Here is a 19,655-nt window from a genome sequence, read left to right as displayed (position 1 = left end):
CAAAGTCTATATTTGCACTTATTCAAGAAGTAAAACCCTATAAAATATAAACCGTTTAAGACCTAGTGCCTAAATTGATGTTTAACCAACAACGCAAGCATGGTCAAAAACCAAACATATGGACTTCTACTTTTAATTCTTCTGCCCTTTTTGAAAGAAATTTCAGGGTCAACTACGCCGGCACCCGCTATGCCGGCCATAAATCACCCGGTAGTCATCAAGTCTCCACCCAAGCTACCAGCCTCTGAGGATGCGGTGCACATCAACGTGGATGCTTCTGTCTACTTTCCAGAAGAAGCGCAGACCGACGAAGATCCCTTTGTCACCGCCGATGGCTCCCTCATCAACGAGCAAAATCCCCGGCAACACCGTTGGCTGGCTTTGTCCAGAAACCTGCTGTCCCGTTGGGGCGGCCAAATAGAGTACGGCGATTCAGTGCGTGTGGAAGGTATTTCGCCACAGCTGGATGGCATCTATGTGGTTCGCGACGCCATGCACCGCCGCATCAAAAACCGGGTAGATATTCTGGTTGGCCCCAATGACAAAATCATGGGTTACTGGGAAGATGTGAAACTCATCAAATTATAGGAAACTTCTTTGTAGAACAGGGAAGGCCTCGTCTTTTATAAGGCGGGGCTTTCTTGTTTTAAGCATTTGTCTGGTTTTTAAGTAAAAAATTTGTTGTTGATAATCAGAATGTTGTGAAAATGAATGCTTGTGTTTTGCTCCTTGCTGAGTGGGGGTAAAGCGTTTTTGGCACGGTTTTTCCATTTAGGCAGATACAAGCCCGGGACCGGTTGAAGATTTGAAAATACAAGCGACATGAAAAAGACATTACTAATAGCGGTGGTTCTGCTGGCAGGACTTCTGAATAAAAGCTTCGCCCAGGATGGCGGCGGGGTGAGAATAGGGATCAAAGGTGGATACAGCGTAGCCGGTTGGCAAGGCGAAACCGTGAAGAGTTTTGGCGAGATGCTGGAGTATACAGACGGTAACGTGCAGACCAGAATGCGGCAGGGTTTCCACGCAGGGGCTTTCCTGAGCATTCCGCTTTCTAACGGGTTTGAGTTTGAGCCCGGCGTGCAGTACTCACAGAAAGGAATGGTGCTGGAAGGAAGAGTACCCGGCGATGCGGCCCAGTTTGCCAACGCCAAAGTCACCTTAACTAATAAAGCGGAATACATTGATGTGCCCTTGCTGGCCAAAGTGTACCTGGGCAGTGGTTTCAACCTGTTTGCCGGCCCGCAGGTGTCTTTCCTGCTCTCCAACAAAGTGAACGTGAACGCCGGGGCCTTTGGGTTCTCTGCTTACAACAATGATTTTGAGTGGCAGAACAGCCAGCGTAAAGTGGATGTGGGCATGTCGGCGGGAGCCGGGTACCAGTTCCAGAATGGATTCAACGTGGGCGGTAGCTATGACATGGGCTTCACCACCATTGACCAAGGGGCAGATTACAAGTCCTACAACCACGGGTTCAAAGCCTCGGTTGGTTTCAGGTTCTAAAGATTTTTAAGTTTAGTGAATGTGTTATAGGATGAGGAAAAACGGCGGACATTGTCCGCCGTTTTTTTTTGTGTGGTTGCTTAGCGTGACTGATTTGCCTTGCTGGTTCTGGCAGAAGTCTGCCCGTCTGATCCCAGTTTGCCTTTGGCAAGGTTGGTTACGCCGGCAATAAGACGGTCGGTAGGTATTCTTTTGGTGATAAGGCCGTAGATAAGCGCGGCTCCGGCGGCACCGGCGGCCACGTACAAGGCGGTTCTCCAAGTTTTGTTTGGAGTAGAAGTAACCGCGGTAGCGGCAGTAAGGCCGGTAGGTGCCTCTTCTTCGTATCCGGCTGCTTCCCAAAGCTGGTGCAGGTAAGAAAGAACATCGGTAGAGGCTTCACGCTGGCGCAGGATAATGCCGCGAACTTCGGCTGGCAACTCATGGTCCAGGGCATCGCGGTAGGCTTTCTGGGCCCACTCTTCCCCGTAAATGCAGGAGCCCAGAATGGCTTCCTCGCTGCTGCCGGTAATGGTGGCTTTGAAATCCATCCATTGGCGGTAGAGTTTTCCTTTGGCTGTGGTATCACGCTCGGGGCTGCCGCCGTGTTGCTGGATTACTTGGTTCAGTTCATTGGCGAACGCTAGGCGCTGCTGTGAAAAACGGCGGTACGCGTCCTGGCGGAGCGTATCAGTGCTTTCCTTGGCGGCACGCTCGTAGCCTTCCAGGCCATCATGGACAAATTCGTTTAGTTCAGACAGAACCTCCACGACATTTTGTTTCTTGTTAGTTGACATACGTTCGGTTATGGTTTATGAACTTTTATGAACGTGAACTACCGTGTCAGGTTTAGGAAAAATACGCAGTATGCTATATTGTTGGAACACAAGGGCCCCTGACGGCTTTAGAGCCGTTTAACAGAAAACAGGCGTAAAACGCCTTAGGCTGAAGAAATACGGGCGAGGTCCGCCCATGGAGTGATTATTCGCAGGCCACGAAGAACTGCAGCATGCCAGTGCGGCCGCTGGCCAGCAGTTTCTCTTTGTCTTTCTCAGAAAGGCGCTTCACTTTGGGCCCGAAACCAGCCGTACTCACCGAGACGGTTCGGTCCCAGTCGGCCGGGGTAAGGGCATGGCGGTTCAGGTTCTCCAGGACCATGCGGTAGAAGGCGTTCATGTAAGAGGGCAGGTCCACAATCTGGTGCGGCGCCAATCCCTTTCGTTCCGCGTCAAAGGCAATCTGGTCATCATGGTCCAGCCTGATACCCAGCGTCTCGGGGTTGATGAAGCGTTTTTCCTGCGGCCCGGCAGTTGTTCTTCCGCCGGAGAAATACCGCTGGTCATCAAAAACCATGATAGGAAAGTTGGCCAGCAATCCGCCGTCTACCATCACCCAAGTTTCCGCGTTGGGCAGCGGCTTGGGGTGCACGCCACCCTTTGGGTCCATGAATACCGCCTGGAAGAACAAAGGCACGCTCATGGAGATCCGTACGGCGTCTTTCACACGCATCTGGGGGTATGTCTCGTGGCTGAACACCTCTGCGCGCTGCTCTGACAGGTTGGTGCCCGTGATGTACAAATCCCGGAAGCCGTTTTTTCCCGCCAGGGCGTGCAGCTCCGCGAAGGTCAGATCAGGGTTTCCGCTTTTCTTGTCTATGAGCGAAGCCAGCCACTGCGTGAACTTCTCGCCCCGGTACCAACCATAGTTTTTGGCCATGCGGTTGAATCCACCCAGGAACAAGAAACGCCCATCGGTGAATTGCTGCAAAGGCGTCTGGAAAGTAATCTCGGTGATTTCCTGCGGTGAGTAGCCCATGGCCAGCAAGCAAGCCTGAATGGCTCCCGCCGAGGTGCCTGCCACCCGTTCAATGGGTTGCAGTAAGCCGCGTTTCTCTAGTTCCATCAATGCCCCGCCATACGCAATACCCCTGATGCCGCCGCCTTCCAGGGCCAGGTTCCGGTACACTGGTTTGGAGACCGTATCCTGCGCCCGCAACCCTGTGGGCAAGAAGAGTACCGCCGCCAGCAGGCAAAAGCAGAAAAGTTGTTTCAAGGCTGATTTCCGGAAAACAGGGCTAAAAGAGGAGGGCATATTAGTCTATCTCAAATTGCATGGGCAGGTTGAACGGCAATTGGCGGCGTTTGCTCCGGCCGTTCAGGTCGGTGAGGAAGGTGTTGATCTGGTCCTGGTACTCCAGGTGGTAATCTTCGTGGAGGTGTTTCAGGATGAGCGACATGGAGCGTTGCACCAACCGGGCCGTGGACACATAGAAGCCTTTGTAGATGCTATCAAACTGACCGGTGAAGTTATCAAAGATCTGCCCTAGCAGGTACAGGTGCAGTTCCACTTCGCCTTTACGGTCTTTGGTGACCCGGTAGTACCGGGCAATCTCCTGAGAGCACTTCTTAAGGGCACGGTTCAGGGCTTTGCTCAGGCTTCGGCCATTAGCCGTGAACAAAATGTCATGGATGGTCTCGGTGCTGCGCTCGTAGAGGGTTTCCAGGGTAACATCGTCCAGCAACTCAAAGGCCAGAGTATCATATGCCTCAGCGTCTTTGCGCACCAGCCGCAGAATAAGGGCTTCCTTCTCTTTCTCACTTAATTTTTTCAACGCCTGCTTGAAGTCAGCGGAGGGTACGGGCATGCTTTGTTAATTAGGAATGAAGAATTGGGAATTAGGAATTGAAGCCGTTAAGAGTGCATGAGGCTCAATTCTTTAGCAAAAGTACGGCTTTGTTAGCAATTGCGCCACAAGGACCTGGGTCTGTGCTGATATTCTCTTTTCACCTCGATTCTGGTGCTTATTGAGGCTGGTGGCCGGGTGATATGACGCCTCGCTGGATGGTGCGGAAGTAACTCACCTTTCTTTAAAATCCGTAATTTGGCCCGCAAACACATGCAAGAGTTCATGAACCATACAGATAGATTAGCCGGCATCCGGCAGCAGATGCAGGCGCAGGGGGTGAGTGCCTACATCATTCCATCGGCAGATCCGCACATCAGCGAGTACGTGCCAGACCGTTACAAGTGCATTGCCTTTGCCTCGGGCTTCACCGGCTCGGCGGGTACTTTGGTGATTACCCAGGATTTCGCCGGCCTCTGGACCGATGCCCGTTACTTTGAGCAGGCCCAGGAGCAGTTGGCAGGCTCCGGCTTTGAGCTGGTGAAACTGAAAGTGCAGCACGCGCCGGAGTACATCCAGTGGCTCGCCACTAAACTGCAGAGCGGCGAAACCGTGGCCTTTGACGGCCGGCTTATGTCCCTGACCCTGGCTCAGCTTCTGGAGCAGCAACTGAAACGCCGCGGCATTCAACTGGCCAGCGACCGTGATTACCTGGAAGCAGTCTGGGAGAACCGCCCAGCCCTGCCTACCGCTCCAGCGTTCCTGCTGGATGAGCAGATCACCGGGAAACCCCTGGAAGACAAACTGCGGGAGCTTCGCGCGGCCTTGCAGGAAGCCGGAACAGCGTATCACCTCATCTCCTCGCTGGATGATATTGCCTGGCTCTTCAACGTGCGAGGCAGCGATGTGAAATGCAATCCGGTGGTGTTGAGCTTCGCGCTGATCAGCCAGGACCAGGCCGTGTTGTTCATTGAGGAAGCCAAACTGAGCCCGGAAGAAAAAGCCCGTCTGGCGCTTGCCGACGTGACCCTTCAACCCTATGAGGCGGTGGGCCAGGCCTTGAACCAGTTGCCCGCTGAGGATTCTATTTACCTAGACCCTAAACGCACCTGCCAAGCTTTGTTTGAGCAATTGCCCGCCCAGATCAGCGTGTTCCAGGAAACCAATCCCACCACGGTATTCAAGGCGATCAAGAACCAGGCGGAGGTGACGCACACCCGCACTACCATGGTAAAAGACGGCGTGGCCCTTACCCGGTTTTTCATGTGGTTAGAGGAAAACATCACGAAAACGGAAGTCACCGAGATCTCTGCCGCCGAGAAATTGAGAGAGTTCCGGGCCGGGCAGGAGGGCTTTGTAGGCGAAAGCTTTAACACCATTGCCGGCTACCGTGAGCACGGCGCCTTGCCGCACTACAAAGCCACGCCAGAGAGCGACGCCGTGCTGAAACCCGAGGGCCTATTCCTGCTGGACTCCGGCGGACAGTACCAGACCGGCACTACCGATATCACCCGCGTGATCTCCCTGGGGAACCTCACCCAGGAAGAGAAAACCGATTACACGCTGGTCCTGAAAGGAACCATTGATGGCTCTACCGCCCGGTTCCCCAAGGGCACCCGCGGCTACCAGATAGACGCCATCACCCGCAAACCGCTCTGGGACCATGCCCGCAACTACGGACACGGCACCGGCCATGGCGTAGGCTTCTTCCTGAACGTGCATGAGGGGCCCCATACCTTCAATCCCACGCCATTACCCGTGGACATTGAACTGGGCATGATCACCTCGGTGGAGCCTGGCATCTACCGTCCCGGCCGCTACGGCATCCGGATAGAGAACCTGGTGCTCACCGTGGTTGGTGAAACCAATGAGTTCGGGGAGTTCTATACCTTTGAGACGCTCACCCAATTCCTGATTGACACTGCCCCGGTGAACAAAGACCTGCTGGAGGCGCACCACATCCAATGGCTGAACAACTATAACCAGGGAGTGGTGGAGAAACTAGGACCGCATTTGACCCCGGAAGAATTAGCCTGGCTTACAGAAAAAGCGAAGGCGATTTAATCTCAACTTCAGTATACAATTAACCCAAAGAGGCTTCCACTTATCATAAAAGTGGAAGCCTCTTTGGGTTAATGTAAGTATGATGGAGGCTTTTGCCTTCTTTTGTAAAAATGGCCCTAAAACGAAGGGAAGGACCCAGACTCAGGCAACCAGCACCAACGTACCTGCAATGATGAGCCCGGCGCCAATGGCGGTTTTAAGGGTCAGGGTTTCGCCCAGGAAAAGGACGGAGAGCAGAATAGCGATGGCCACGCTGGCTTTGTCTACGGGAGCTACCTGCGAGACCTTACCCAATTGCAGTGCCTTAAAATAAAAGATCCAGGAAAGACCGGTGGCTACGCCAGATAAAAGCAGAAAGGTCCAGTTAGTTCTGGAAAGGGTAGTAACGGTGCCAAGGCTTCCTTTCACCAGGACAATGGACCAGGCTAATACCAGAATGACCACCGTCCTGATGGCCGTAGCCAGGTCTAAATCCATGCTTTTGATGCCTACTTTAGCGAAAATGGCCGTTAACGCCGCAAAAACAGCCGAGAGAAGCGCATACATCCACCACATATTCTACCAGGTTTGGTTCAGTAACTATACGGAAAGCGGTGAGGTCTGAGACGCGAGGGGTTAAACAAGCGAGGCCGCTCCAACAATTGGAGCGGCCTCGCTTTGGTGTTTTTCACCTGATTCTGCTAAATCGTGCCTCAAACAAGATTACTTAGCCATGTACTGGTCGCGTATGGACTTGAACTCAGAACCGGCTTTCCACTGCGGCCACTGGTTGGAGAAGGCCAGGCGCTTGCCCACCTGGTACAGCAACTGCAAATCGGCGGCGGCACCATCCGTCTTGAAAGCGGCGTTCACCTCGTCATTGGGTTTGTGGTAGACGTTGGCCGTGAAGTTGTCCAGGAGCTTTTTGCCCTCGGCTTTACCCAGTTGCACGTGGTCAATGCCCATGCCGGTGAACAACGCCGGAATACCCATTTTCGCGAAGTTGAAGTGGTCAGAGCGATAGTACAGGCCAGCCTCGGGGTTCGGGTCACGCGCAATGTAGCGGCCTTCTTTCTGCGCTTCCTCAGAAAGGATTTCCTCCAACTCAGACTGTCCTATGCCAATGAGCACGATGTCTTTGGTGGTGCCGTAGGGGTTGAGCATGTCCATGTTGAGGTTGGTCACGGTTTTCTCCTTGGGGAAGGTGGGGTTCTCGGCGTAGAACTGTGAACCCAGCAGACCTTGCTCCTCGGCAGTCACCGAAAGAAACACCACGGTTCTATCTGGTTTCTGACCTTGCGCCTGGAACGCCTTGGCTACGGCCAGCAACCCGGCAGTGCCGCTGGCGTTATCGGCGGCGCCGTTGTAGATGCTGTCGTTCTGCTCGTTTTTCTTCCCGATGCCCAGGTGATCCCAGTGCGCCGAGTACACAATCGCTTCCTCGGGCCGTTTGCTGCCGCTGATCTTCGCGATGAAGTTGTAAGATTTGTCATACCGCACTTTGGCTTTCAGGGAAGTGCTCATGGTAAGGCCCAGTGCGTTTCCTTTGAAGCCAGGTTTGGCGGCCCGCTGCAGTTCTGCCTGGAAGTTCTTGCCGGCCGCGGCGAACAGTTTCTCAGCCACGGGCGTGGTAATCCAGCCTTCCATGGCGCAGCGGTACGAGTCCTTGCCTTTAGGATCGAGGTAGAACTTAGAGGTGTTCCAGTTGTTCTGCACCACTTTGAAGCCGTAGCCGGCGGGCTCGGTGGCGTGCACAATGAGGCAGCCTTTGGCTCCCTGGCGGGCGGCTTCCTCCAGTTTGTAGGTCCAGCGGCCATAATACGTCATGGTGCGGCCTTTGAAGAAGGTGGTGTCAGAAGAGTAGAACCCCGGATCACTCACCAGCACCACCACTACTTTGTCTTTCACGTTAAGCCCGGCGTAGTCGTTCCAATTATATTCCGGCGCCACAATCCCGAAACCGGCAAACACCAGCTCGCTGTCTTTGATGGAAACATTTTCCTCGGTGCGTCTGGCCCAGATCACGTACTCATCCAGCCCTTTCAACGTCATGGACTTTTTGCCTTTCACGGTCATGGTCTGGGCAGGGGAGGAGGTGATTTCCACCATGGGCACTTCCTGCAGGTAGCTGTTACCATTACCTGGTTCCAAGCCCAGCGCCTTGGCTTCCCCCTCCAGGTAAGCGAGGGTTTTCTTCTCGCCGTTGGAGAACGGTTTGCGGCCCTCCATGGCATTAGACGCCAGCGCAGTCACATAGGTACGATAGCTGTCTTCCGTCACCCGCACTTCACGCACAACCGATGCCTCCGTTGTAGCGGAAGTAGTATTGTTGACAGCAGCCGTATTCTGAGGACTGGTGGATTGGCAAGCGGAGAAAAGACCTAAACTGAGCGGAATAGCCCCAAAATGAAATCGTTGAAGCATGTAAAGAGTTGTTGTTTGGGTGTTTAATGTATAACGGTTTGACGCAGTACCTTTAGATAAAGCTAACGAATGGCTTACACCTGAAATGAAGCTGGGTGTAAGAAAGGAGTATTTCTTCAACAGCTATTTTAACTCAAATACCACTTTCACGGTTATAGCCACAGAAACATTCTGCGAAATATCTATTAAAGAAGCCTCTGCTGGAGCCGATGCAGTTACGCCATCACCCAGGTAATTACTGAAAGTAGGGTCTGATTCATCGGCTTCGGCAACCTTTACAATTCGCTTCACCTTTCTGTCAGCGGCGGATGCAAGAATATCTGCTTTCTCTTTTGCTACGGCTACGGCTTTGGCTAGTACTTCTTTTTTCATAGCTTCCTCCTTGGATGAAGAGAAACTGCTGTTAAAGTTGTTAACTCCTGCCCTGATTAAATTTTCCTGGATGCTGGGGTAATCTTTGATGGAGTCAATGGTAAAAGTGACTTCTTGCATTCCCTCAAAAATCAAAACCTCGTTTCCATTTGCTGGACCGTAAACAGAGGGGTGTCTTACTACTGAGAAAAGAGTATACTTTACTTTTTGAGCGGGCACATGAAAGTCGTTCAGTATCTTGAACACTTTTGCTTCTAACAATTTATGTTGTTCATACACCTTGTCCAGGCTAAAAGTATCTATGGTGGAAAGGTTGATATGAAAAGTAACCCGGTCTGCAGGGGCTTCCACGGAGGCTGCACCAAGCACTACGATTCGGTTCTCAGGTGAAATAATTTGAGTGTACCCAGCTGTAGACAGCAGAAGAAAGAAGGCGATTAGAAGTTTTTTCATAGAGGCGGTAAGCGTAGTGCTTTCAAAGATAGACATTGCCGGGTTAACAGAAAGGGCGCCTCTGTGATGGAGGCGCCCTTTCTGATTCTGGCCTGTTTTCTGCAAAACAAGTGATAATCGTTCTTACTTCAGATGCTCGTCAAAGTACTCAGTCACCTTCTTGTAGAGGTGCACGCGGTCTTTGCCGCCCACGTTGTGCGGGTGGCCAGGGTACACAAAGTAATCCAGCAGCACGCCTTCGTCCACGGCTTTTTTCAGGAAGGATTGGCTGTGTTGCCATACCACCACATCGTCAACGGTGCCGTGAATCATGAGCAGTTTGCCTTTGAGGTTCTTCACCTGGTTGAGGAGGTTGGCCTGCTCAAAGCCCTGTGGGTTTTCCTGGGGCGTGTCCATGTAGCGCTCGGTGTACATGACCTCGTAGAGGCGCCAGTCAATCACGGGGCCGCCGGCCACGCCCACTTTGAAGACACCGGGTTTCTTTAGCATGAGCGAGGTGGTCATGAAACCGCCGTAGCTCCAGCCGTGCACGCCCAAGCGATTGGCATCTACATAGGGCAGGCCCTTGAGGTAAGCCACACCTTGCATCTGGTCGCTCACCTCGGGTACGCCTACCTGCCGGAAGATGGCCTGCTCAAAGGCGCGGCCCCTGTCGGCGGAGCCGCGGTTGTCCAGGGTGAACACGATGTAGCCTTTCTGGGCCATGAGCTGCATCCAGAGGTTGGAACCGCCCAGCCAGCCGTTGGTGATCATCTGCGCGTGCGGACCGCCGTACACGTAGACCACCACCGGGTATTTTTTCTTCTCATCGAAGTTGGGTGGCGTGATCATGCGGCAGAACAGATCGGTGGTGCCGTCCTCGGCTTTGATGGGGAAAACGGTGGTCTCGCCCAGTGCGTAACCTTCCAACGGGTTAGGGGCTACCAGCAGCGTTTTGGTGATTTTGCCGGCATCGGTGTCCAGAATGCGGATGGTGCGCGGCGTGGCCGGGCTGCTGTAGTTGTCAATGAAGAACTGGCCGGTTGGGCTGAAGGTGATGTTGTGCACGCCGCTGCCCTGGGTGAGTCTGCCGGTGCGGCCGGTGCTGAGCTCGGCGGCGTAGAAATGGCGCTCCAGCGGGCTCTCGGCGGTGGAGGTGTAGTACGCTTCGCGGCCGTTTTTATCAAAACCCACCAAATCCGTGACTACCCAGTCGCCTTTGGTCAGTTGCCGGATGAGCTTGCCGTTGGTGCTGTACAGGTACAGGTGGTCAAAGCCGTCGCGCTCGCTGATCCAGACAAACTGATCTGGGTGGTTGGGCACGAAGTACATGGGGTGCTCTGGCTCAACCCATTTCTCGTTCTGCTCCTCAAACAAGGTTTTTACAAAAGCCCCGGTGGCGGCATCGTACTGGTTCAGCCACATGTGGTTCTGGGCGCGGTTCACCACTGCCAGGTAGATGGATTTCTCGTCTGGGCTCCAGGTCAGGTTGGTGAGGTACTGCTCGGCGGGCTCGCCGGTCTTCAGGAAAACCGTCTTGCCAGAGGCCACGTTGTACACGCCCACCGTCACGTGGTGGCTCTTGCCACCAGCCATGGGGTATTTGATGTTGTTCAGTTTGGCCGGCACGGCGCTGATGTCTACCAGCGGATAATCAGTGACCATAGTCTGGTCCATGCGGTAGAAGGCCAGGCTGTTGCCGCTGGGGCTCCAGAACGTTCCTTTACTAATCCCGAACTCTGAGCGGTGCGCCGCCTGTCCGTTCATAATGGCAGGGTTATTTTCCTGGGTGATCTGCTGGTTCTCTTTGCCGGGCTGAGAGATGAACAGGTTCTGCGCTTTGGTATAGGCCACGCGCTGGTGGTTAGGGGCGAAGTCGGGGTTCTCGGCGGCGGCATCCAGTCTGTAGAACACCTGTCCGGCTTTGGTCTGCGGGTTGTACCGGAACACCGTGCCGTTTTGCTTTAGAACCACCTCGTTGGCGTTAAGCCACTCCAGGCCGTTTACGTTAGCGACTTTGCCGGTGCCGGCTTTTTCCAGGGCGGCGTTAAGGTCAGCGAGCGAAAGAACCGGACGGGCGTTTTCCCGCACCGAACCGCGCATGAGCTGGTCCATTTTGTCGCTCACGTAGCTGTAGTCATTGGTGCCGGGCACCCAGTTGAGTCTGCGCAGGTTGGCGGGCGAGAGGCTGGAATTCATGAAGGCATCTTCCATGGTCAGCAGCTTCTGCTGGGCCGTTGCCGTAAAAGAAGCCATAAGTGATAGCCATAGAAACACTATCAGCTGAAGGGGTTGTCTGTACATGTTGGTTTTGGGGTTGAAAGATGAAAAACAGCCGTTAAACAGCCGTCTGTGCAACGGCTTTACAAGACAGTTTTTCTATCAAAAATAAGGCTAAACTACCTTATTTATCGGAACAAGAGGTGTTTTTTAACTGTTTTACTTTTGCTGAGACCCAAACAGGTAGAGCTTCCTAAACTCATGTTAATTGCTTAATTTTGCGTTATGGACATTCTAACTGAAATTCTGGAGCAGGAAGACGTGCTGTTGTTGGAGGAAACCACCGATATGCGCGAGCTGGTGGTGTACAACGATGACGTGAATACGTTTGAGCACGTGATCAATACACTGGTGCAGGTCTGCCGCCACACACAGGAACAGGCCGAGCAATGTACCATGCTGATTCATTACAAAGGGAAGTGTACCGTGAAACTGGGCACTTTCACCGAGTTGGAAATCATGTGCACTGCCATCCATGACCGGGGTATCTCAGCGGATATCGTTTAACCCCTGAATTAACTGGATGAATTTTCCTTCAAAGCTGATTGAGAATGCGGTAGAGGAGTTGGCCAAGTTACCCGGCGTAGGCAAGAAAACCGCCTTGCGCCTGGTGCTGCACCTGCTCAAAGCCGAGACCGAAGATACCAAACAACTTTCTGAGGCGCTGGTACGCATGCGCACCGGCATTAGGTACTGCAAAACCTGCCACAACATCTCAGACGTGGAAGTATGCAGTATCTGTTCCAATCCGCTCCGCGACCGTGCCCTGCTCTGCGTGGTGAGCGACATGCGTGATGTGATTGCCATTGAGAATACGTCGCAGTACAAAGGCGTGTACCACGTGCTGGGTGGCGTGATCTCCCCGCTGGAAGGCGTGGGCCCGTCAGACCTGCACATCCAGTCACTGGTGGAGCGTTTGCCAAACTCCGGGGTGAAAGAGATCATCCTGGCCCTGAGCCCCACCATGGAAGGTGATACTACCGCTTTCTATCTTACCCGCAAACTGAAAGACTACCCGGCTCGCATCAGCAGCATCGCCAGGGGCGTGCCGGTGGGCGGCGAACTGGAGTACACCGATGAGATTACCCTGGGCCGAAGCATTTTGGACCGTACCGCTTACAGCCAGATCTAGGTTTTAGGCTTATTTTAAAGAAAACAGGCCAGAAATGGCTTCCAGAGCAGGAACATATGTTCCTGCTTTTTTTATGTTTGTAGAATTTTCTGAACTTACAGAAGCATTACCGGCCACATCCACTACGACCCAACGTTCGCTGCTTGAAAGACCTTTCCGTCATTATTGTCAATTACAACGTCAGCTATTTCCTGGAGCAATGCCTGCTTTCTGTGAGAAAGGCGGTGCGGGGGCTGCAGGTAGAGGTGTTTGTAGTAGACAACAACTCCGTGGACGGATCGGTGGAGATGGTGCAGCGGCGCTTCCCCGAGGTCATTCTTCTGGCCAACAAAGAGAACCTGGGTTTTTCCAAAGCCAATAACCAGGCCATCCGGCAGGCCCAGGGCAAGTATGTGCTACTGCTCAACCCAGACACGGTGGTGGAAGAAGACACCTTCTGCAAGTGCTTCAAGTTCATGGAAGAGCACCCCAAAGCCGGGGCCCTGGGGGTGAAGATGATGGACGGGGCCGGGCTGTTCCTGCCCGAGTCTAAACGCGGCCTTCCCACGCCTTGGGTGGCTTTTTCCAAGGTCTTCGGGCTGGCGGCCATGTTCCCTACTTCCTCGGTGTTCAACCGCTACCATCTGGGCCACCTGCACCCAGATCAGGTGCATAAAATCGATATCCTGGCGGGGGCTTTCATGTTCATACGCGCCCAAGCCCTGGAGAAAGTAGGCCTTTTGGATGAGGACTTCTTCATGTACGGCGAGGACATAGACCTTTCTTACCGCATCAAGGAAGGCGGCTACGACGTGGTGTACTTCCCCGAGACCCGCATCATCCACTACAAAGGCGAGAGCACCCGCAAAACGAGCGTGAACTACGTGTTCATGTTCTACCGGGCCATGATGGTCTTCGCGGAGAAGCATTTTAGCGGCCGGCAGGCCAGACTATACTCATTCCTTATTCGGTTGGCCATTTACCTACGGGCGGCCATTGCTATTCTGGTCAGGGCTTTTCAGCGGGTAACGCCGCTTCTGCTGGATGGGCTTTGTCTGGCCATTGGCGCGGTGGTGGGCGAGAAAGTAGTGCCTGATCCTCTGCCCTTGGGTTTTACGCCCATGTGGGGCGCATACCTGGCCGTCTGGCTGGGCAGTGCTTTCTTCAGTGGGGCCTATGACAAACCGGGCCGGCTTTACCGGCTGGTCAGCGGCATGCTGTGGGGTAGTATCCTGCTCATGGCTTTCTCCAGCATCGTGTCCATTGTAGGCGAGACGAACAAGAAGCACCTCTTGGTGGCCGTGTTGGTGGGTTTGGTGGGTATGACGCTCTGGCGCCTTATCTGGCATTTTAAATCTTACGGGCACTGGCGGTTCGGGGAGCCCAAGGCCAAGCGCATTGCGGTGGTGGGCAGTAGTCGGGAGGTGAAAAGGGCCTCGGTGCTGCTGCGGCAGGCCGGCGCCCAGAAACCCTTGGCACACCTGGAGCCGCAGCATACCCCGGCAGACCTCAGGCAGATAAAGGAGGTAATTGAGATTTATAAAATCAACGAGCTCATTTTCTGCGGCAAGGACCTGGCCGTATCCCAGATCATTGAATGGATGGTGCAGATCCATAACAGCGCCGTGGAGTTCAAGATCCTGCCTGAGAACAGCACTTACATCATCGGGTCCTCGTCAAAGAACGCCCGCGGCGACTATTACGCCCTGCACATTGAGGTGAACCTGCTCAACCCATACCACCGCCGGAACAAAGTGGTTTTGAATTCACTTGTGAGCGCGGTGCTGCTGATGCTGTCGCCGTTTTTGATCTGGCGCATCAAAGGGAAAAGGCAGTTTCTGAAAAATTGCCTCGGAAACCTGGTGGGCCTTTACCAGTGGGTGGGACTTAAAGCCACCGCCACGCCGGAGTCTAAGCCCGCCATTCTCTCGCCGGTAGACAAAGTCTCTAACCGGCGCATTAGTCCGGCGGCGGCCCGACAAATGGAGGTAGTCTACGCCAAAGACTATACGCCTTATACTGACCTAGTTATCCTGGCCAGGAATCTCTCTAATCTGGGAAGATCCATCTAGGAAAACAGAACCCTTTCCGTTTTAATTAGTAGAAGAGGCATAGGCCAGACGTATTCCCTCCAGAAGATACTTTCTAAGCAAAGAGCGCGTTTTAAGGAGATACATATGCCTGTTTCTTCCTTATTTTCCAGTAAATGGCCCCAAAACCGTGAAAGATTAATTAAATATTCACGAATCAGCTATAAAAACAGCAAAAGGTCCTATTTTTGATCCCACACCTTTATGTCTTCTCAAGAGATGCTTACTACCGAACAAAAAGTATTATCAGACCGCATTACCTCACTTGCCGAATCACAGACGATTGCCATGGCCAAAAAGGCCCGCGAACTGGCAGCCAAAGGCGTGGATGTAATCAACCTAAGCTTTGGGGAACCCGATTTCCAGACCCCTCAGTACATTAAAGACGCTGCCAAGAAAGCCATTGACGATGGCTATACCTTCTATACGCCCGTAGCCGGCTACCCAGACCTGCGCAAGGCCATTGTGGAGAAGCTGCGCCGCGACAACGGCCTGGAATACGGCCCAGAGAACATTGTGGTATCCACGGGTGCCAAGCAGTCCATCGCCAACGCGGTGATGTGCCTCGTGAACCCCGGCGATGAGGTGATTATCATCTCTCCCTACTGGGTGAGCTACGAGGAAGTAGTGAAACTGGCCGAGGGCATTCCGGTTCCCGTACGTGGCGCCCTTGAGAACGACTACAAAATCACGGCCCAGCAACTGGAAGACGCCATCACCTCCAATACCAAACTGGTGATGTATTCTTCGCCGTGTAACCCCACCGGGTCTGTGTTCACCAAAGACGAACTGGCTGCGTTTGCCGCCATCCTGGAGAAACACCCGCAGGTGCACGTCATCGCCGATGAAATCTACGAGTACATTAACTTCACCGGGGAGCATTACAGCCTGGCCCGCTTTGAGTCTATCAAAGACCGCGTGGTGACCGTGAACGGCTTCTCTAAAGGTTATGCCATGACCGGCTGGCGCGTGGGTTACATTGCTGCCCACAAAGACATCGCCGATGCCTGCGACAAAATGCAGAGCCAGATCACTAGCGGTACCTGCTCCATCGCCCAGAAAGCTGCCCAAGGCGCGCTGGAAGGCGGAAGAGCTTCTGCCGAGGAAATGAGCGCTTCTTACCTGCGTCGTCGTGACTTGGTATTGGGCCTCATGAACGATATACCCGGCATCAAGACCTACGTGCCGCAGGGTGCCTTCTATATCTTCCCGGATGTGAGCGCTTTCTTCGGGAAGTCTGCCGGCGACATCAAAATTGAGAACGCAAACGACCTGGCCATGTACCTGCTCAACGATGCCCACGTTTCCCTGGTGGAAGGTGGCGCCTTCGGGGCACCGGAGTGTATCCGCTTCTCGTTTGCCGCCTCAGACGCAAAATTGATTGAAGCTTTGGAGCGTATCAAGGCTAGTTTGGCTAAACTAAGCTAAAAGCGAGTCTCGCATTTTCTTCTTACCTTTGACAGACATTGGATAACACGCCTACAGATAGGGTGGGTTATCCAATGTTTTGTTTCAACCCTATTTATCTTTCTGAATGTCCATTCAGCGCACCGTATCCTCCCTTTTTGACCGTTTCAGCCAACTGCGGGTGTTAGTGGTAGGGGATGTGATGATTGACGCCTATCTCTGGGGAAAATCGTCCCGCTTGTCGCCGGAGGCCCCGGTTCCCATTGTGAACAGAACCAAAACCGAGCAGCGCCTGGGTGGGGCCGCCAACGTGGCCCTAAACGTGCAGAGCCTAGGCGCCACGCCGCTGCTGTGCTCCGTGGTAGGCGATGACCCAGAAGGTGCCGATCTCATCCGTTTGCTGCGGGAGCAAGGCCAAACCGATGAGGGCATTGTCCTGAGCCCTGAGCGGCCCACCACCGTGAAACAGCGTATCATCTCGGGCGGCCAGCAGTTGCTGAGGATAGATTCAGAAGTGGAGATGGATTTAACGCCCACTGAGCGGCAGGCCCTGGTACAGCGTTTCCAGGGGCTTCTGGAGAACGCCCACGTGGTCATCTTCGAGGATTACGACAAAGGCGTGCTGAGTACCGAAGTAATTGAGGAGTTGCTCACGCTGGCCAAAGGAGCCGGGGTACCCACGGTAGTAGATCCCAAGAAAAAGAATTTCCTGTCTTACAAAGGCAGCACGCTCTTCAAACCCAACCTGAAAGAACTCAAAGAAGGCTTGAAAGTAGATTTCGCGGATGCGAACGTAGAAGCTTTTGAAGCCGCCGTAAACCAATTGCAACAGAAGATGGACCTGGAGAATGTGCTGGTCACCCTCTCAGAACGCGGAGTTTTCTGCCAATCAGCAGTCCAAGGCAAAACCTACCTAGATGCCCACATCCGTTCCATCTCCGATGTATCAGGTGCAGGCGATACAGTGGTGAGCATCGCCGCCTTGAGCCTGGCTGCCGGCCTGCCGCTGCCTGCCTTGGCGGAACTGGCCAACCTGGGCGGAGGTCTGGTCTGCGAACACGTAGGCGTGGTGCCTATTAACCGCGATCAGCTCAAATCAGAAGCCCAGAAATCGCAGGTGCTACAGAAAGAGCTGGCTTCGTTTGAAGTGACTACCTGAAGTATAGGTGTTTTGGGGCTGTTGTTGAGAAAATGGCCTTTAAATGGGATTGTGGTTAAAGGCTGATTCTTATAAAGTGCAGTAACCTTTTAAATGCTGCTAGTGCAGCAGGCAAGTTGCAAACTTGCCGTCATGGCAACCACAAGTTACGCTAGCGCTAAACTTGCGGTAGGGGGATGAAGTGGTATGAGGTAAGGTCTCGTACTTTAATATCTATTACCTAGAAATCTAGTAAAACCCGTTATCTGGTTCAAGTTTTCAACTTGGACCTAAAATGACCTGAAGTTTGCAGCTTCAGTAAGGCGAAAGCCTCAGAAAAGGCATTCCCAAGTCTAAGGAAATAGATGCTCTTTAAATAGAAAACGGCCTCCTGCTCATCTGAACAGGAGGCCGTTTTTTTATATCGTTTTCTGAAAAACGGGCAGAAAATACTTACCTGTGGCTGTACTCTTTCACCGTCTGGATAAAGCATTTCACCTTCTCAGGATCGGTATCGGGGTACACGCCATGGCCTAGGTTGGCGATGTGGCGGTTAGGCCCGAAGGCTTCCAGCATTTTGATGGTTTCGCGTTTCACACCGGCAAAGTCGTTGTAGAGGGCGCAGGGGTCCAGGTTGCCTTGCAGGGTTTTGTTCGGTCCCACAGCGGCGCGGGCGTCTTTCACGTCCATGTTCCAGTCCAGGCCAATAACCTGGCAATCCAGCTGGGAGAAATCCGCGAGGGAGAAGAAGGCGCCCTTGGCGAACACCGTCACCGGTACTCCTTGAATAGCCTGGCAGATCTCCGCGATGTAGCGGTAAGAAAACTCTTTATAGTGCGCCGGAGGCAGAATACCCGCCCAGGAATCAAACACCTGGATCAGATTGGCGCCGGCCTCTACCTGCGCCTTAAGGTAAGCAATGGTGGTATCAGTGATCTTGCGCAGCAGTTGGTGCGATAACTCAGGCGCCTCGTACAGCATCTTGCGAGCTTTAGAAAACGTCTTGGAGCCGCTGCCTTCCACCATGTACGCGAAAATGGTCCAGGGCGCGCCCGCAAACCCGATGAGCGGCACACGGCCGTTCAGTTCGCGCTTGGTGACTTTGATGGCTTCCAGCACGTAGTTCAGGTGCTCGTAGGGGTCGGCTACACGCACATTTTCTACATCAGCGGCGGTTTTGATGGTGTTAGGGAAGATAGGTCCCCGTTTCTCAATCATTTCGTAGGTGCAGCCCATGGCCTCGGGCACCACCAGGATATCGGAGAAAATGATGGCGGCATCCACGTCCAGCAGATCCACCGGCTGAATGGTCACCTCAGCGGCCAGTTCTGGTGTTTCCACTAGTTCCTTGAAACCGGAGAGGCGTTCGCGCACAGCGCGGTATTCCGGTAAAATACGCCCAGCCTGACGCATGAGCCATACGGGAGTTCTTTCAGTAGGCTGCCCCATGGCGGCGCGCAGGAGCAAGTCGTTCTTTAATTGCATGCCGCAAAGATAAGGCAAAACAATGAGTACTGAGTTCTGAGTCTAGGGTCCGGAGTCAGAAATTATGGAAAGCAGAGCTTATAAACCAGAATTGGTTTTGGGCTTGTTTTAGTAAAATCGGCTTTAAAATGGGTGGGTGGCTTATTTGAAAAGGGCTAGCAGAGCCGTTACAATGAAACTCACACCCAAAGACAGTACAATGAAGCCCATGATTTTGGTGAGGGCGGCAAGGCCGGCTTTGCCCATGAAGATCATGAGGCGAGGTGAGAAAAGCAGGATGGTGTAACTCACCGCGCCCAGCAGAATGATGCCCAACACCGTAAGGACCATGTCAAAATAGGTGAGCGACTTGGTGAAAAGGCTGATGACCACCGCAATGGACCCCGGGCCCGAGAGCAAGGGCATGGCCAGCGGGGTAAAAGAGATATCTTCTTTTTCTACGCCCTCGGCGACCACGTCTTTGGAGATCTTCTTGCTGTCCTCTTTAGGGTTGAGCAGGTCCAGGCCCGCCCGCATGATCATGATACCCCCCGCAATACGCAGATCATGAATCCGAAGGCCGAAGAAATCCAGCACGGCTTGCCCCGCCAGGAAGAAAACCGTCAGGATCATGATCATGTACAGACAAGCCCTGAAGGCCTGCTGGTTCCGGCGGGCGGGGGAGTCGTCGTGGGTGAGCGTGAGAAATACCGGCATGGCGCCAAACGGATTCACCACCGAAAACAAAGCCGAGAAAGTTGCGAGTAGAATTTCCATTGCGCCCAATAA

17 protein-coding genes are annotated in these 19,655 nt (G+C 53.5%); 8 read left to right on the top strand and 9 right to left on the bottom strand.

The genetic code is table 11. From position 1 onward, the window contains the following. Positions 1 to 189 precede the first annotated feature (189 nt). On the top strand, positions 190 to 588 hold the full coding sequence (locus J3P35_RS18170) for an RlpA-like double-psi beta-barrel domain-containing protein (RefSeq protein WP_210466144.1): 399 nt from the start codon (positions 190 to 192) through the stop codon (positions 586 to 588). A 234-nt stretch (positions 589 to 822) separates the two neighbouring features. Beyond that, complete coding sequence (locus J3P35_RS18165; protein WP_210466142.1) at positions 823 to 1,503, top strand: porin family protein; 681 nt, start codon at positions 823 to 825, stop codon at positions 1,501 to 1,503. A gap of 80 nt (positions 1,504 to 1,583) precedes the next feature. Here the strand turns inward: J3P35_RS18165 and J3P35_RS18160 are convergent, their stop codons facing one another. The 3 genes from J3P35_RS18160 to J3P35_RS18150 form a co-directional block, all read right to left on the bottom strand. Then, entirely contained in the window at positions 1,584 to 2,279 is a 696-nt protein-coding gene (locus J3P35_RS18160) for a ferritin-like domain-containing protein (RefSeq protein ID WP_210466140.1), read from the bottom strand. A 184-nt stretch (positions 2,280 to 2,463) separates the two neighbouring features. After that, on the bottom strand, positions 2,464 to 3,534 hold the full coding sequence (locus J3P35_RS18155) for a patatin-like phospholipase family protein (protein WP_210466138.1): 1,071 nt from the start codon (positions 3,532 to 3,534) through the stop codon (positions 2,464 to 2,466). Positions 3,535 to 3,574: 40 nt separating this feature from the next. After that, complete coding sequence (locus J3P35_RS18150; RefSeq protein ID WP_210466136.1) at positions 3,575 to 4,126, bottom strand: hypothetical protein; 552 nt, start codon at positions 4,124 to 4,126, stop codon at positions 3,575 to 3,577. Between the two features lie 252 nt (positions 4,127 to 4,378). Between J3P35_RS18150 and J3P35_RS18145 the strand changes: the two genes are divergently transcribed. Further along, positions 4,379 to 6,169, top strand: a complete 1,791-nt coding sequence (locus tag J3P35_RS18145; RefSeq protein WP_246850348.1) for an aminopeptidase P family protein — start codon at positions 4,379 to 4,381, stop codon at positions 6,167 to 6,169. 141 nt (positions 6,170 to 6,310) lie between these two features. On the opposite strand, the gene J3P35_RS18140 is transcribed toward J3P35_RS18145, so the two are convergent. The 4 genes from J3P35_RS18140 to J3P35_RS18125 form a co-directional block, all read right to left on the bottom strand. Then, positions 6,311 to 6,724, bottom strand: coding sequence for an EamA family transporter (locus J3P35_RS18140; RefSeq protein WP_210466134.1), 414 nt, complete (start codon positions 6,722 to 6,724; stop codon positions 6,311 to 6,313). Positions 6,725 to 6,871: 147 nt separating this feature from the next. After that, positions 6,872 to 8,572: a M28 family metallopeptidase gene (locus J3P35_RS18135; RefSeq protein WP_210466132.1), complete on the bottom strand. Its 1,701-nt coding sequence runs from the start codon at positions 8,570 to 8,572 to the stop codon at positions 6,872 to 6,874. A 123-nt stretch (positions 8,573 to 8,695) separates the two neighbouring features. After that, positions 8,696 to 9,397 (bottom strand): SIMPL domain-containing protein, encoded by a 702-nt coding sequence (locus J3P35_RS18130; RefSeq protein WP_210466130.1) that lies wholly within the window; start codon positions 9,395 to 9,397, stop codon positions 8,696 to 8,698. 123 nt (positions 9,398 to 9,520) lie between these two features. Next, positions 9,521 to 11,632: a S9 family peptidase gene (locus J3P35_RS18125; RefSeq protein ID WP_246850347.1), complete on the bottom strand. Its 2,112-nt coding sequence runs from the start codon at positions 11,630 to 11,632 to the stop codon at positions 9,521 to 9,523. A gap of 249 nt (positions 11,633 to 11,881) precedes the next feature. Between J3P35_RS18125 and J3P35_RS18120 the strand changes: the two genes are divergently transcribed. The 5 genes from J3P35_RS18120 to J3P35_RS18100 all read left to right on the top strand — a co-directional run bounded on the left by J3P35_RS18120 (position 11,882) and on the right by J3P35_RS18100 (position 17,423). After that, positions 11,882 to 12,163, top strand: coding sequence for an ATP-dependent Clp protease adaptor ClpS (locus tag J3P35_RS18120; protein ID WP_186642124.1), 282 nt, complete (start codon positions 11,882 to 11,884; stop codon positions 12,161 to 12,163). Between the two features lie 16 nt (positions 12,164 to 12,179). Beyond that, positions 12,180 to 12,788 (top strand): recombination mediator RecR, encoded by a 609-nt coding sequence (gene recR, locus J3P35_RS18115; protein ID WP_210466126.1) that lies wholly within the window; start codon positions 12,180 to 12,182, stop codon positions 12,786 to 12,788. 143 nt (positions 12,789 to 12,931) lie between these two features. Then, the gene (locus J3P35_RS18110; RefSeq protein ID WP_210466124.1) at positions 12,932 to 14,839 is read left to right on the top strand and encodes a glycosyltransferase family 2 protein; all 1,908 of its coding nucleotides are present in this window, start codon (positions 12,932 to 12,934) and stop codon (positions 14,837 to 14,839) included. A 237-nt stretch (positions 14,840 to 15,076) separates the two neighbouring features. Beyond that, positions 15,077 to 16,285, top strand: coding sequence for a pyridoxal phosphate-dependent aminotransferase (locus J3P35_RS18105; protein ID WP_210466122.1), 1,209 nt, complete (start codon positions 15,077 to 15,079; stop codon positions 16,283 to 16,285). Between the two features lie 106 nt (positions 16,286 to 16,391). Then, positions 16,392 to 17,423, top strand: coding sequence for a bifunctional heptose 7-phosphate kinase/heptose 1-phosphate adenyltransferase (locus J3P35_RS18100; RefSeq protein ID WP_210466120.1), 1,032 nt, complete (start codon positions 16,392 to 16,394; stop codon positions 17,421 to 17,423). Between the two features lie 432 nt (positions 17,424 to 17,855). On the opposite strand, the gene hemE is transcribed toward J3P35_RS18100, so the two are convergent. Next, complete coding sequence (gene hemE, locus J3P35_RS18095) at positions 17,856 to 18,887, bottom strand: uroporphyrinogen decarboxylase (protein ID WP_210466118.1); 1,032 nt, start codon at positions 18,885 to 18,887, stop codon at positions 17,856 to 17,858. Positions 18,888 to 19,028: 141 nt separating this feature from the next. Beyond that, positions 19,029 to 19,643, bottom strand: a complete 615-nt coding sequence (locus J3P35_RS18090; RefSeq protein WP_210466116.1) for a MarC family protein — start codon at positions 19,641 to 19,643, stop codon at positions 19,029 to 19,031. Between the last annotated feature and the right edge of the window lie 12 nt (positions 19,644 to 19,655).

It is taken from the genome of Rufibacter roseolus (genome assembly GCF_017916365.1).
Taxonomy (GTDB): domain Bacteria; phylum Bacteroidota; class Bacteroidia; order Cytophagales; family Hymenobacteraceae; genus Nibribacter; species Nibribacter roseolus.
Note: the sequence above shows the minus strand (reverse complement) of the source record. Positions and strands in the feature narration are given on the sequence as shown.